Raw genomic sequence first — 13,522 nt, forward strand, 5'->3', positions numbered from 1 at the left:
TAGGCTCCATGCGAAGCGCGCTCATTCTCGCGGCGGCTTCGCTGCTCTCGGCCTGCGCCGTCGTGCCAGAAGCGCGTCCGCCGATGGACACGGGGGCTGTCGAACAGCCGCCCGCCGAAGTTGCAGACAATGCCGCATCCTCAGGTGTGCGTCCTGGCCCACCTATCGAGAGCTTCCCGTTCCTGCAGGCGGATGCGGAAGGTGCGCTGGCGGCATTCCGGCGCTCCTGCGACAAGATCCTTTTCCGAGACGATACCAGCGGCCTGACCACCCGGCTCGACTGGCAGGGCCCGTGCCTCGCCGCGAGCAACTGGTCGAGCGATCCTGCGCTCTTCTTCACCAGCCAGTTCGAAACCGCGATCGTGGGCGAGGGCGAGGCCTTCGCGACAGGCTATTTCGAGCCCGAAATTCTCGGCAGCCGGACGAAGGCGCCCGGCTACGAAGTGCCTGTCTACGCGCTGCCGTCGGACCTCGAACGTGGCTGGCCTGCCGAAATCGCCGAGAGCGAGCGCACGGGCCGCCCGCCGCTTGGCCGTTACAATGAAGACGGCGAGTTCGTGCGCTATTACGAGCGGTCCGAAATCGTGGCGGGCGCGCTCGCAGGCAAGGTCCCGACTATCGCCTGGGCTGCCGACCCGGTCGAGTTCTTCTTCCTCCAGATCCAGGGAAGCGGCCTGCTGCGCCAGCCCGACGGCAGCGTGATGCGCATTGGCTATGCCGGGCAGAACGGTCGCGAATATGTCGCCATCGGCCAGCCGATGCGCGAGCAGGGGCTCATCGGCGACGGGACCCAGTACCCGACCTCGATGCAGGGCCTGATGGGCTGGCTGCGCGACAATCCGGAGCGGGCGGACGAGATCATGAACCTCAACAAGAGCTGGATCTTCTTCCGCGAACTGGACACCGACGGTCCGCTCGGCTCGCTGGAAGTCCCGGTTTACGGGCGCGACAGCATCGCGATCGATCCCAAGTTCGTGCCCTATGGCGCACCGGTCTGGCTCGACATGGAAAGCGATGTGGCGGATGGCCTCTGGGTTGCGCAGGACACCGGCGGGGCCATCAAGGGCGCCAACCGCTTCGACACCTTCTGGGGCAATGGCGCGCAAGCCCGCGAAATCGCCGGTGGCATGAGCAGCAGCGGCACGGCCTACATCTTCCTGCCCAAGGGCACGCTCGCCCGCCTCAAGCGATGAGCGCGCCGCGCGGCCTCAGCGCGCAGGAAGCGGAAGCCTGGGAAAAGGTCGCCGCGACGGTCGAACCGCTTCACCCCCGCGCGCCTGTGCGCAAGCTTGATGCCCCGATCGCGCCGAAGGTGACAGTCCCCAAACCGTCGCCAAGAAAGCCCGCGCCTCTACCAGCACCACGGCCCGGTGCCGCTCCCATCAAATCCGCCAATTCCCTCGATTCCCACTGGGACCGCAGGCTCAAATCTGGAGCCATCCAGCCGGACTTCACGCTCGACCTTCACGACCATGGCCTCGACGCGGCCTACAACCGCCTGATCAGCGGCGTGGCGCAGGCACGCTCGATGGGTGCGCGCACGATCTTGCTGATCACCGGCAAGCCGCGCCCGGTCGATCCGGCGGATCGCGGGCACAGGCGCGGGGCCATCAGGGCCAAGGTGCTGGACTGGCTGGCAGCCTCCAGCCACCATTCGGCCATCGCGGCCGTACGCCGCGCGCACCAGCGCCACGGCGGCGACGGCGCGCTCTACATCGTCCTCAGGCGCGAGCGCTGAGCAAGCGTCGCAGGCCGAGCAGGATCAGGCCGAAAATCATGAAGACCACGGCAAGTCCGAGTATATTGGCGAGGACCGGCCCGTAGCCGAATCGCGCAACGTCGAGGAAGAAATAGGCGTAGAACCCGCTCGCCTCTCCGTAAGTCAGCGCGAACACGGTGTAGAGCACGGGCGCTACCATCACCGCTGGAACGCTGTTCCAAGTGTTGTCGGAAGGCTCCGTGAACGCGATCCACCATGCGATCACCGCCAGGGGCACGAGGGTGTGATGCATCTGGTTCGTGTACCAGTCGAGACCGACAGGATGGTGATCCTGCGCCAGCAGAGCATGATAGACGATAGCCACGATGGCGAGCGCGGTCGCAAGCGCGAACGGCAGCGAAGAGTGCGTCGATCCCCTGAGCGCGATCCAGCCCATGAGCATGGCAGCGGCGAGGTTGCTCCAGATCGTGAAGAAGCGCATCAGCTGCGCGAAGGCGACAAGCGGGTTGGTGTCCGGGCCTGCTCCGATGAAAGCCTGCGCGATCAGCGCGGCGAAAGCTGCGGCTGAGATAAGCCCTGCGGTCAGGCGCGCACGCTGCTTGAATTGCGTGGTCATCAGGGTGGCGTAGCGCCCCCGACGTTTCAGTAAAGACAAGAAAAAGCCCCCGACAATCGTGCCGGGGGCTCCTTCTGCGGCCCATGGGCTCAGTTCTGTTTTCCTTACCCGTGGTACTTTGCGTAGCTGAGGTCGAAACGGTCCGCGTCCATGACCTTGGTCCAGGCCTTGACGAAGTCGTTGACGAACTTCTCCTCATTGCCGTTTTCGGCATAGACTTCCGCCACCGCGCGCAGGCGCGAGTTGGAGCCGAAGACAAGGTCGGTACGCGTTGCGCGCCACAGTTCCTTGCCGGTCTTGCGGCAGGTGCCGACGAACTCCTCGTCGCCGCTGTCGTCGACCTCTTCCCAGATCACGCCCATGCCCAGCAGGTTCACGAACCAGCTGTTGTCGAGCTTGCCGGGAGTTTCGGTAAGGACGCCGATGCTGTTCCCGTGCTTGGCGTGCTTGCTGACAGCGCCCATTGCGCGCAGCCCGCCGACCAGCGCGGTCATTTCGGGGATCGAAAGGCCGAGCAAGTGAGCACGATCGACCAGCATGTCCTCAGTCTTCACCGAAGCCTTGGTCTTGAGGTAGTTGCGGAAACCGTCGGCGAACGGCTCCAGCGGCTCCCAGCTTTCGGCGTCGAAGTCTTCGCGCTTCGCATCGCCGCGACCGGTGGTGACCGGAACGGAGATATCGAAGCCCGCATCCTTCGCAGCCTTTTCGACCGCAGCCGAACCGGCGATGACGATGGCGTCGGCCATCGAGATCGAGCCGCGGATCTCGTCGAGCTTGGCAAGGACCTTGCCCAGTTCTTCGGGATCGTTGACCGCCCAGTTCTTGATTTCATCGAAGCGGATGTGCGCACCGTTGGCGCCGCCGCGATGGTCGGAGTTGCGGTAGGTCGAGGCCGAGGCCCAGGCCGCCTTCACCAGTTCCGAGACGGACAGGCCGCTGTCGAGCACCTTCGATTTGAAGGACGACAGGTCGTTGTCGGATACCTGCGTTCCGGCGGGGACGGGGTCCTGCCAGATCAGGTCTTCGCTCGGCACTTCGGGGCCGAGGTAGCGGACCTTGGGTCCCATGTCGCGGTGGCACAGCTTGAACCATGCGCGGGCGAAGGCATCGTCCAATGCCGCCTGGTCGTCGCGGAAGCGTTCGGAAATCTTGCGATATTCTGGGTCGCGCTTCAGCGCCATGTCGGCGGTGGTCATCATGGTCGGGACCTTCTTGTTCGGGTCCCTGGCATCGGGTGCCATGTCTTCCGGATCGGGATTGATCGGCTGCCACTGGTTTGCGCCTGCCGGGCTCTGGACGAGCTCGTAGTCGTATTTGAACAGCAGGCGGAAATAGTCGCCGCCCCACTGCGTCGGGTTCGGGGTCCACGCGCCTTCGATGCCCGAAGTCGTGATGTGGCCCTTGCCGATTTCATCGGGGTCGGTCAGCCAGCCGAAGCCCATGCGGTGCAGGGTTTCGCCTTCCGGAGCGCTGCCGAAGGTGTCGGCAGGCTTCGCGCCGTGGGCCTTGCCGAAGGCGTGACCGCCCGCGGTAAGGGCGACGGTTTCCTCGTCGTTCATGGCCATACGGGCGAAGGTTTCGCGCATGTCGCGGGCCATGCCCTCGGCATCGTGCGGATTGCCGCCCGGACCTTCGGGATTGACGTAGATGAGGCCCATCTGGATCGCGGCGAGCGGGTTTTCGAGCGCCAACCCTTCATCCGGCTGGATGCGCGTTTCGGCGCCGGTATCGACCCACTTTTCTTCCGTGCCCCAGTAGACGGTTTCGGGATCGAAGACGTCCTTGCGGCCGCCGCCGAAGCCGAACACGGGACCGCCCATGCTTTCGATGGCGACGTTACCGGTGAGGATGAAGAGGTCGGCCCAGCTGATGTGCTTGCCGTATTTCTGCTTGATCGGCCACAGCAGGCGGCGCGCCTTGTCGAGGTTGCCGTTATCGGGCCAGCTGTTGAGCGGAGCGAAGCGCTGCTGGCCGCTGCCGCCGCCGCCGCGACCATCGCCCGTGCGATAGGTGCCGGCTGCGTGCCATGCCATGCGGATGAAGAAGGGGCCGTAATGGCCATAGTCCGCCGGCCACCAGTCCTGGCTGTCGGTCATCAGGTCGGTGAGGTCCTGCTTCAGCGCCTTGTAGTCCAGCGCGTTGAAGGCTTCGCAATAATCGAAGTCATCACCCATCGGATCGGCCGCACGGCCGCCTTCGGTAAGGATTTCCAGATCGAGCTGATCGGGCCACCAGTCACGGTTGCGGCGGCCGAACAAATCCCTGGTTCCGGCATCGCCGTGGAAGGGACAACCGCTGATATCTCCGGTTTTGGCGTCCATGAATACTCTCTCCTGTAAAAAAGACTCGGTCTCCCGTCCGAGAACCGGGTGACGATGAACCTCGTCCGGTTATTCGTCCAATCGATTAAACGGTTCAAATTGATTGCCGCAAGCGATTGAGCGGCGAAACGTGGCGTGCATACGAAAAACGCCGCCATCCGGTTGGAATGGCGGCGCTTTGTCGTTTTGATCGAGAGCAAAAATCAGGCGGCTTGCGCGATCTCGTCCACTGCCTCGGTCCGGATGAGGTAATCGAAAGCCGAAAGGCCTGCCTTCGAGCCTTCGCCCATCGCGACCACGATCTGCTTGTAGGGTACGTCGGTCACGTCGCCCGCGCCGAAGATGCCGGGCAGGTTGGTGCGGCCTTCCTCGTCGGTTTCGATCTCGCCGAACCTGGTCAGCGCAAGGCCGCTGTCCTTGAGCCATTCGGTATTCGGTACGAGGCCGATCTGGACGAACACGCCTTCCAAATCGATGCGGCGCTCGTCACCGCTCTTGCGGTCCTTGAGTACCAGGCCGTCAACCTTGCCGTCCTTGCCGGTAATCTCGGTCGTCTGGCCGCTGGTGACGATCTCGACATTGTCCATGCTGCGAAGCTTGGCCTGCAGCACTTCGTCGGCGCGCAGTTTCTCGTCATATTCGATCAGCGTGACATGGCCGACGATCTTGGCGAGGTCGATTGCCGCCTCGACGCCGGAATTGCCGCCGCCGATGACAGCAATGCGCTTGCCCTTGAACAGCGGACCGTCGCAGTGCGGGCAATAGGCTACGCCCTTGTTGCGATATTCGGCCTCGCCCGGAACGCCGAGGTTCCGCCACCGTGCGCCCGTTGCAAGGATCAGGCTGCGGGCCTTAAGAGACGCGCCATTGCCGAGTTCCACCGTGTGGAGGCCACCTTCCTGCTTGGCAGGTACAAGCTTCACCGCCTTGGCGAGGTTCATCAGGTCGATGTCGTATTCGCCGACATGACGTTCGAGCTCGCCGGCAAGCTTCGGGCCTTCGGTATAGGCCGTGCCCGGCAGGTTCTCGATACCCAGCGTATCGTGCAGCTGTCCGCCGAAGCGTTCCGCAGCGATGCCGGTGCGGAAACCCTTGCGCGCGGTGTAGATGGCCGTTGCTGCGCCAGCCGGACCGCCGCCGATCACGAGGACTTCGAACGGGTCCTTCGCATCGAGCTTCTCGGCAGCCTTGGCATCGGCGCCGGTGTCGATCCTGGCGAGGATCTCGGCCAGTTCCATCTTGCCGTTGTAGAAGGGCTCGCCATTCAGGAAGGTCGCGGGCACGGCCATGATGTCGCGTGCATCGACTTCATCCTGGTAGGTTCCGCCCTCGATCAGCGTCGCGGTGATGCGCGGGTTCTCGAGCGCCATGAGCGTCAGCGCCTGCACCACGTCGGGGCAGTTGTGGCAGCTCAGCGAGAAATACATCTCGAAATTGAAATCGCCCTCGATGCCGCGAACCTGTTCGATAAGGTCGGCATCGACCTTGGGCGGGTGTCCGCCGGCCCACAGCAGGGCGAGGACGAGCGAGGTGAATTCGTGCCCCATCGGAAGGCCTGCGAAACGCACCCACTTTTCTGCATCGCTGGCGCGGCGGATGATGAAGCTGGGCTTGCGATCGTCGGTGCCGTCGAAGCTGGCGGTGACCAGATCGTGCAGCGCGGCAATCTCTTCCAGCAGTTCACGGGTCTGCGTGCTCTTGGCGTCGTCAGCCAGCGAGGCGACGAGTTCGATCGGCTCGCGCAAATTGGCGAGATAGGTCGAAAGCTGTTGCTTCATTGCGGTGTCGAGCATGCAAGGTCTCCGGATGGATAGGGGGGATGGAAAAGGTCCGGGGCGGGGGGGGGAGGCAAATGCCCCGGACCTTCCAGCGACCCGAGGCTCGCTCGGGCTCTTGGGCGGCGCGCCGGGGAAAGGTGCGCCGCCTGAAGTGTTGACTTAGATCTTGCCGACGAGGTCGAGCGAGGGAGCCAGCGTTTCGCTGCCTTCTTCCCACGCGGCCGGGCAGACCTGGCCGGGGTTCGCACGAACGTACTGGGCAGCCTTGATCTTGCGGGCCAGTTCGTTGGCATTGCGGCCGACGCCTTCGCAGGTCTGTTCCATGATCTGGATCACGCCGTCGGGATCGACCACGAAGGTCGCACGATCGGCGAGGCCGACGCCTTCACGCAGCACGTCGAAGTTGCGTGCGAGGACGTGGTTCTGGTCGCCCAGGAACGGGAACTGCAGCTTGCCGATCTTGTCGGAAGTGTCGTGCCATGCCTTGTGGCTGAAGTGCGTGTCGGTCGACACGGCATAGACTTCGACGTCCATCTTCTGGAGCATGGCGTACTGCTCGCCGAGGTCTTCCAGTTCGGTCGGGCAGACGAAGGTGAAGTCGGCCGGATAGAAGAAGAAGACGGACCACTTGCCCTTCACGTCTTCGTCGGTGACTTCGAAAAAGTCCTTGCCGGCCTGGAAGGCGGTGGCGTTGAACGGTTTGATTTCGCTTCCGATGATACCCATGGTTTTCTCCGTTATTCGGGTTGAATCTCGTGGACTTCAGATAGGGGGTGCTGCGATGCACAAAAGCGATATGTTGCGATTGCGAGCATCGGAATAATCGATCAACTCGATGGAACTTTCTTAAAGCGCAACATAAACGCAATTATCATGCGTTTTTTGCAACAGAGGCCGTTGCGCTCAGAAAAATTTGAGAAATCGCTTCGCTGGCTGCGCTTTTATGATAATGAGAATTCTTCGCAATAAGAGGATTCGAAATGCGTAAGTTTGCTATCGCCGCTGTCTTCACCGCCAGCACCCTTGCTCTTGCCGCCTGCTCGGGCGCCGAAGAAAGCGCACCTGCTGCCGACGAAACTGCAGCCACCGACACCGTCGAAGCGGAAGCCGAAACCGCAAGCGTCCTCGACGCCAGCACCGCGACTGCCGAGCAGCTTGCCGGAATCGACGGCGTGTCCGACGAACTGGCCGCCGCCATCGTCGCAGGCCAGCCCTATGCCGACGTGACGGCGTTCAACGCGAAGCTGCTTGAAACGATGTCGGCCGAAGAAGCCGCCGCTGTACTCGAAACCGTGTTCGTCCCGGTCAACCTCAACGAAGCCACCGAAGAGCAGATCCGCCTCATCCCCGGCATGACCGACAAGATGGTCCACGAATTCGAAGAATACCGTCCCTACGAGGACATGGGCGAATTCAACCGCGAAATCGGCAAGTATGTCGACGAGGCGGAGGTCGCCCGTTTCCGTAATTACGTCACTCTTTGACGCATTTGCAGCACGATCCTGATCCCTTCGATCGCGACCAGAATACCGACGTGGATCCACGCGGTGGTCGCATCGAAGGCGGACAGGACCCAGTGCACGAAGACCAGGATTGCCGCCGGATAGACCAGGCGATGCAAGGTCTTCCATGACCGCTTGAGTGCCCTCGTCGCGATATCGTTCGATGTCGCGGCGAGCGGTACGTACAGGGCCAGCGCCGCCCATCCGGCCAACATGTAGGGTTCGCCCGCCTCCGACAGGATGATGGCCGGATCGACCTTCTTGCCGAGGTAAATGCCCGTGTGGAACGCGGCATAGGCGAAGCTTGCGACACCTAGGTCGCGACGCCTGCGCATCAGCCAGACCGCCCAATTCCGCTTGCGAAAGGCGAGCCGGATCGGCGTCACCGCCAAAGTCACCAGCAACAGCCAGGCCGCCCAGTCACCGCTATCGCCGATCGCATGGCCATAGCCATAGCTGTTGGGTGTCAAAACCCATCGCCCCACCATCCAGAGACCCGGCAAGGCGAGGATAAGCCACAACAAGGGGCGTGAATTGGCGATTGCTCTCATGATGGTTCGGGAAGTTCCGCCGCGCGGCTCAGCCGCATTGCGCGCGGTGAAGCAGTTTGTGATCGGCCAGCACCAGCGCCATCATCGCCTCGACAACCGGCGTGCCGCGAATGCCGACACAGGGATCGTGCCGACCCTTGGTGCGCACCTCGGTCGCCTCGCCCTGACGGTCGATGCTGGCAACGGGAGTGAGGATCGAACTGGTCGGCTTGAACGCCACGCGGCAGACCACCGGCTGGCCGGTCGAAATCCCGCCCGCGATCCCGCCTGCATGGTTGGCTGCGAACTCCGGCCCGTTTTCGCCGGGAGACATGGCATCGGCGTTCTGTTCGCCGGTGAGGCGCGCGGCATCGAAGCCGTCGCCGATCTCCACGCCCTTGACCGCATTGATGCTCATCATCCCTGCAGCCAGGTCGCTGTCGAGCTTGGCATAGACCGGCGCGCCCCATCCTGCGGGTACGCCGGTCGCCACGCATTCCACCACCGCGCCGAGCGAGGAGCCTGCCTTGCGCGCTTCGTCGACCAGCGCTTCCCAACGCTTGGCGGCCTCTGCGTCGGGGCACCAGAAGGGGTTGCGGGCGATTTCCTCGCGGTCGAAATTGGCGGGGTCGATCCGGTCGCCGCCGATCTCCGCGACATAGGCCAGTATTGCGACCTCGGGGATGGCCTTCCTCGCCACTGCGCCTGCAGCCACGCGCATGGCCGTCTCGCGAGCAGAGCTGCGCCCGCCGCCGCGATAGTCGCGAAATCCGTATTTCGCGTCATAGGCATAATCGGCATGGCCGGGGCGATAGGTGCTGGCGATTTCCGAATAGTCTTTCGACCGCTGGTCCTTGTTCTCGATCAGCAACGAGAGCGAGGTGCCCGTGGTCTTTCCCTCGAACACGCCCGACAGGATGCGGACCTCGTCCGGTTCCTTGCGCTGGGTAGTGAACTTGTTCTGGCCCGGCTTGCGGGCATCGAGGAACGGCTGGATATCGCTCTCGCTCAGCTCGAGCCCCGGCGGGCACCCGTCGACCACTGCGCCGATGGCAGGCCCATGGCTTTCACCCCAGGTGGTGAAGCGCAGCACGCGTCCGAAAGTGTTCCAGCTCATGCCCGCCTTCCTGTCGCAACTGTGGGCGCGTGTCTATTGGCGCTGGACCAATTCCTTCTTGAGGGGCAAGAACAAACCATGATTGTAGGGCGTATATCATGATCGCGAAGCTGAAGGGCCTGCTCGACGATACCGGCACCGACTGGGCGGTCATCGATGTTTCGGGCGTCGGATACCTCGTCCACTGCTCGGCACGCACATTGAGCCAGCTCGGCGAGAAGGGCGAGGCCTGCACGGTCTACACCGATCTCCAGGTGTCGGAAAACGACATGCGCCTGCTCGGCTTTGCAGAGGCTGCCGAGCGTGACTGGTTCCGCCTGCTCACGCAGGTGCAGGGCGTGGGCAGCAAGGTCGGCCTCGCGATCCTGTCGGCCTTGTCGACGGGAGAGGTACAACAGGCGTGCTCCAGCGGCGATGCCGCCACGATCGCCCGCGCTCAGGGCGTGGGGCCGAAACTGGCGGGGCGCATCGTCAACGAATTGAAGGACAAGGCGGGCGCGCTTCCGGGCGGCGGCATGGCTGGCGGAGCGGCTCCGGCAGCCCCGGTTGGCGGGGCGAGCGCCGATGCGGTGAGCGCTTTGGAGAACCTAGGCTTCAAACCGGCGATCGCGGCACGCGCCGTGGCTGCGGCGCAAGGCGAGCTGGGCGAAGGCGCGAGCGAGGGCGACCTCATCCGCGTCGCCTTGAAAAGGGCGGCCTCGTGAAAGCGGCATGGCTTTGCCTCGGCATTGCGGCCTCCTTCGCCGCGGCCTCTCCGGCTGCGGCTTGTCGCGGGGTCTTTTCGGAAACCTATGTGTTCCTGCCCCAGCTTCCGGGCGACATCGCGCCCGATGCCATAGTGCTCAGGGTGAAGCCGCAGCCGTCGATCACCGCATCGAACAACGGGATACGGGTTGCCGTGGCCGAAGTCGTGCAGGGCGATTGGCCGCGTGACACGGCGTGGATCGACTACGGCCTCTTCACCAGCTGCTCGCGGGTCCACCTGCCGGAAGAGGGCGCGCTGGTCGTCGGAGTGCCAAGGGAATATTCGCCCACCACGCTGGTGGCCCGTCAGTATTATCGCAGGGATTGGGAAGGAACGGATAATGGGAACTAGGCTGTTTCGCGCGGCTTCAATGGCAGCGCTGGTATGCGCCGCGCCCGCTTCGGCGCAGGACATGAGCGCGTTCAAAACCGGGCCGGTGTTCGCGCAATTCGGACCGCACGCGCCGGTCGAGGGGATCGGCGAAGTCCCCGGCGATACCGAATTCTCGATTGCCTTCGATGTCGCCAAGCCGGCGGACGAGGGCGCCCGCAATCGTGGTTTCGAAGGCGCCGCGCGCTTCATCAATATGCATGTCGCGCACGGGGTGCCTGAAGAGAACATCCGCATCGCCGTGGTCGTCCATGGCAAGGCGGTGAACGATCTGCTGGCAAAGCCCGACAACACCTCTGCCGACATGGTCCAAGTGATGCTTGGAGAGGGCGTGCGCTTCATCGTCTGCGGCCAGAGCGCGGCGGCCTATGGGGTGACGCAGGATGACCTGCTGCCGGGCGTCGAAATGGCGCTCTCCGCCATGACCGCCCACGCCCTGCTGCAACAGCGCGGCTACACGGTGAACCCGTTTTGATATGACCGAACCCGTCCCCCTCCATTCTCCTGATCGGCAGCCGGAAGACCTGGATGCAGCGCTGCGGCCGAAATCGCTTGCCGAATTCGTAGGGCAGAAGGCGGCGCGCGAGAATTTGCGCGTGTTTATCGAGGCGGCCAAGAACCGCGGCGAGGCGATGGACCATGTATTGTTCTTCGGGCCTCCGGGGCTCGGCAAGACCACGCTGGCGCAGATCGTGTCAAAGGAACTGGGCGTCGGTTTTCGTGCCACTTCCGGCCCGGTAATCGCCAAGGCGGGCGACCTTGCCGCGCTGCTCACCAACCTTGAACCCAACGACGTCCTCTTCATCGACGAGATCCACCGGCTCAATCCGGTGGTCGAGGAAGTGCTCTATCCCGCGATGGAGGACCGAGCGCTCGACATCATCATCGGCGAGGGGCCCTCGGCGCGCAGCGTGCGGATCGATTTGCCCCCCTTCACGCTCGTCGGCGCGACCACGCGACAGGGGCTGCTGACCACGCCCTTGCGCGACCGCTTCGGCATTCCCGTGCGCCTCAATTTCTATACCGAGGACGAACTGCTCCAGGTTGTCACCCGCGGGGCAGGCTTGCTGGACATGGGCATCAACGAAGGCGGTGCACGCGAAATCGCCCGTCGTTCGCGCGGCACGCCGCGTGTCGCAGGCCGGTTGATGCGCCGCGTGCGCGACTTCGCCAGCGTTCTGGGCGAGGCCGTTGTCACCACCAGGGTGGCCGACGAAGCGCTGACGCGGCTGGAGGTGGACAGTCTCGGCCTCGATGCGATGGATCGCCGCTACCTCACCATGATCGCGACCACCTACAAGGGCGGCCCCGTGGGGGTCGAAACGCTTGCCGCAGGCCTCAGCGAACCGCGCGATACGGTGGAAGAGGTGATCGAACCCTATCTCATCCAGCTCGGCCTCATTGCCCGCACGGCGCGGGGCCGGATGCTCAACGATGGCGGATGGGCGCACCTCGGAATGAGCCCGCCCGGACCTGCCGGCCAGTCGGATATGTTCGACAAATAGACTGAATCCCCGAGTAAGGGTGGCCGGATCCGCGGTCCCAAAGCGGGACATGGCGCTCGCAACCCTCGCAAGATTGCGGAAAATTTAGTTTTGTAAGGGTAACAGGAAGTGTAAATTCGCTGACCGGGGGATTCGCCATTTGCGTGTGTCCGGTCGATGCGGGGCCAACCCGCACAACAGGAAGTGCAAGATATGTCGGTTAAAGCAGCGCTTGCAAAATTGTCGGCCACGGCTGCGGGCGGCGCGCTCGTTGCTGGTGGCGCAGTGCATGTTGCCGAGCGGCCAGTAACCGATTCGCCGAGCTACAAGAGCAAGTCGGTCAAGCAGATCAAGGCTCGCCCGATCAAGCGTGCGACACCGAAACCGCCGGTAAGGGCGGCTCGCGTCATTCCCAAGCGGGTGATCGAATGCGTGCCTTATGATTCGCCGGAAGCGGCGGTTGCCGATCCCGAAAACGTTTGCCCGCCGATCAGGCGTGTCGTCATGGCACCCGTTCCCGTGCCGCCTCTTCCGCAAGCCGCGCCAGTCGCGGGCGGTGGCGGATCGCGCTCGATCCCGAGCGGCGGATACGGCGGTGGATATGGCGGCGGCTTCGGCGGCGGCTTCTTCGGCGGTTTCTTCGGTGGCGGGTCCAGCGGCGGCAGTGTTGTCGTCAACTCCACCACGACGAATGGCGGCGACGTGCCGCCCATCAATATCACGACGACGTCCAGCACCAGCACCGGCGGAAGTTCGACCAGCACTTCGACGGGCTCGGTAACTTCGACCGGCGATGTCTCGACATCGAGCTCGACCTCGGGCGATGTCACCAGTTCGACCTCGACGTCCAGTTCCAGCTCGACCTCGGGCGATGTTTCCAGTTCGACCTCGACCTCCAGTTCGACCTCGGGCGACGTTTCGAGCTCGACGTCCACGTCCAGCTCGAGTTCTGGCGATGTGTCGAGTTCCTCATCCAGCTCGACGAGCGGCGATCTGAGTTCGAGCACGAGCTCGTCCTCGAGCTCGAGCACATCGACTTCGGGAGGCACGACCAGCGGCGGTACGACCAGCGGCGGTACGACCAGCGGCGGTACGACGACCGGTGGACCGCCGCCTCCGCCGCCACCGCCGCCTCCTCCTCCTCCGCCGCCGCCGCCACCGCCTCCGCCTCCGCCACCTCCGCCGCCGTCGAGCACGAGCAGCGGTACCGAGGTTCCGGCGCCGCCGATGATGGCGTTGTTCGGTCTGGGGGCTGCAGCCATTTTCGGCCGTCGGCGATTACGAGAGCGGAAAGGCGCGAAGGGCGCCAAGGTCTAGCG

General features: G+C 63.9%; 14 protein-coding genes. 7 read left to right on the forward strand and 7 right to left on the reverse strand.

Annotated elements, in window-relative coordinates; genetic code table 11:
- Positions 1-8 precede the first annotated feature (8 nt).
- Together mltA and BM173_RS04060 are read left to right on the forward strand one after the other, a co-directional pair.
- Positions 9-1,193, forward strand: a complete 1,185-nt coding sequence (mltA, locus tag BM173_RS04055; protein ID WP_090477513.1) for a murein transglycosylase A — start codon at positions 9-11, stop codon at positions 1,191-1,193.
- A complete protein-coding gene (locus BM173_RS04060; RefSeq protein ID WP_090477515.1) occupies positions 1,190-1,738 on the forward strand; it encodes a Smr/MutS family protein in 549 nt (182 codons plus the stop codon). The genes mltA and BM173_RS04060 overlap by 4 nt, the downstream gene beginning before the upstream one ends.
- Here BM173_RS04060 and BM173_RS04065 read toward each other — a convergent pair.
- The 4 genes from BM173_RS04065 to ahpC all read right to left on the reverse strand — a co-directional run bounded on the left by BM173_RS04065 (position 1,722) and on the right by ahpC (position 7,161).
- Positions 1,722-2,336, reverse strand: coding sequence for a Pr6Pr family membrane protein (locus BM173_RS04065; protein WP_090477517.1), 615 nt, complete (start codon positions 2,334-2,336; stop codon positions 1,722-1,724). The genes BM173_RS04060 and BM173_RS04065 overlap by 17 nt on opposite strands.
- 104 nt (positions 2,337-2,440) lie before the next feature.
- The gene (gene katG, locus BM173_RS04070) at positions 2,441-4,657 is read right to left on the reverse strand and encodes a catalase/peroxidase HPI (protein ID WP_090477519.1); all 2,217 of its coding nucleotides are present in this window, start codon (positions 4,655-4,657) and stop codon (positions 2,441-2,443) included.
- A 203-nt stretch (positions 4,658-4,860) separates the two neighbouring features.
- Positions 4,861-6,450: an alkyl hydroperoxide reductase subunit F gene (ahpF, locus tag BM173_RS04075; RefSeq protein WP_090477521.1), complete on the reverse strand. Its 1,590-nt coding sequence runs from the start codon at positions 6,448-6,450 to the stop codon at positions 4,861-4,863.
- A 144-nt stretch (positions 6,451-6,594) separates the two neighbouring features.
- Entirely contained in the window at positions 6,595-7,161 is a 567-nt protein-coding gene (gene ahpC / locus BM173_RS04080; RefSeq protein ID WP_090477523.1) for an alkyl hydroperoxide reductase subunit C, read from the reverse strand.
- Between the two features lie 254 nt (positions 7,162-7,415).
- Here ahpC and BM173_RS04085 point away from each other — a divergent pair, with 254 nt between their 5' ends.
- On the forward strand, positions 7,416-7,919 hold the full coding sequence (locus tag BM173_RS04085; RefSeq protein ID WP_090477525.1) for a ComEA family DNA-binding protein: 504 nt from the start codon (positions 7,416-7,418) through the stop codon (positions 7,917-7,919).
- Here the strand turns inward: BM173_RS04085 and BM173_RS04090 are convergent.
- Both BM173_RS04090 and aroC read right to left on the reverse strand, forming a co-directional pair.
- Entirely contained in the window at positions 7,904-8,407 is a 504-nt protein-coding gene (locus tag BM173_RS04090; RefSeq protein ID WP_245755748.1) for a protein-methionine-sulfoxide reductase heme-binding subunit MsrQ, read from the reverse strand. The genes BM173_RS04085 and BM173_RS04090 overlap by 16 nt on opposite strands.
- A 109-nt stretch (positions 8,408-8,516) precedes the next feature.
- Complete coding sequence (gene aroC / locus BM173_RS04095; RefSeq protein ID WP_090477527.1) at positions 8,517-9,584, reverse strand: chorismate synthase; 1,068 nt, start codon at positions 9,582-9,584, stop codon at positions 8,517-8,519.
- Between the two features lie 98 nt (positions 9,585-9,682).
- On the opposite strand from aroC, the gene ruvA reads away from it, so the two are divergent.
- Genes ruvA through ruvB form a run of 4 tightly spaced genes read left to right on the forward strand, consistent with a single transcriptional unit; the run spans position 9,683 to position 12,224 of the window.
- The gene (gene ruvA, locus BM173_RS04100; RefSeq protein ID WP_090477529.1) at positions 9,683-10,288 is read left to right on the forward strand and encodes a Holliday junction branch migration protein RuvA; all 606 of its coding nucleotides are present in this window, start codon (positions 9,683-9,685) and stop codon (positions 10,286-10,288) included.
- A complete protein-coding gene (locus tag BM173_RS04105; RefSeq protein ID WP_090477531.1) occupies positions 10,285-10,680 on the forward strand; it encodes a hypothetical protein in 396 nt (131 codons plus the stop codon). Before ruvA ends, BM173_RS04105 begins: the two co-directional genes overlap by 4 nt.
- Positions 10,670-11,194, forward strand: a complete 525-nt coding sequence (locus BM173_RS04110) for a DsrE family protein (RefSeq protein ID WP_090477533.1) — start codon at positions 10,670-10,672, stop codon at positions 11,192-11,194. The genes BM173_RS04105 and BM173_RS04110 overlap by 11 nt, the downstream gene beginning before the upstream one ends.
- A 1-nt stretch (position 11,195) precedes the next feature.
- The gene (gene ruvB / locus BM173_RS04115) at positions 11,196-12,224 is read left to right on the forward strand and encodes a Holliday junction branch migration DNA helicase RuvB (RefSeq protein WP_090477535.1); all 1,029 of its coding nucleotides are present in this window, start codon (positions 11,196-11,198) and stop codon (positions 12,222-12,224) included.
- A 416-nt stretch (positions 12,225-12,640) separates the two neighbouring features.
- Here the strand turns inward: ruvB and BM173_RS14535 are convergent, their stop codons facing one another.
- Positions 12,641-13,465 carry a hypothetical protein gene (locus BM173_RS14535; protein ID WP_090477537.1) on the reverse strand — a complete coding sequence of 275 codons (825 nt, stop codon included), beginning with the start codon at positions 13,463-13,465 and terminating at the stop codon, positions 12,641-12,643.
- Between the last annotated feature and the right edge of the window lie 57 nt (positions 13,466-13,522).

Origin of the sequence: Qipengyuania nanhaisediminis (genome assembly GCF_900115585.1) — a bacterium.
GTDB lineage: Bacteria > Pseudomonadota > Alphaproteobacteria > Sphingomonadales > Sphingomonadaceae > Qipengyuania > Qipengyuania nanhaisediminis.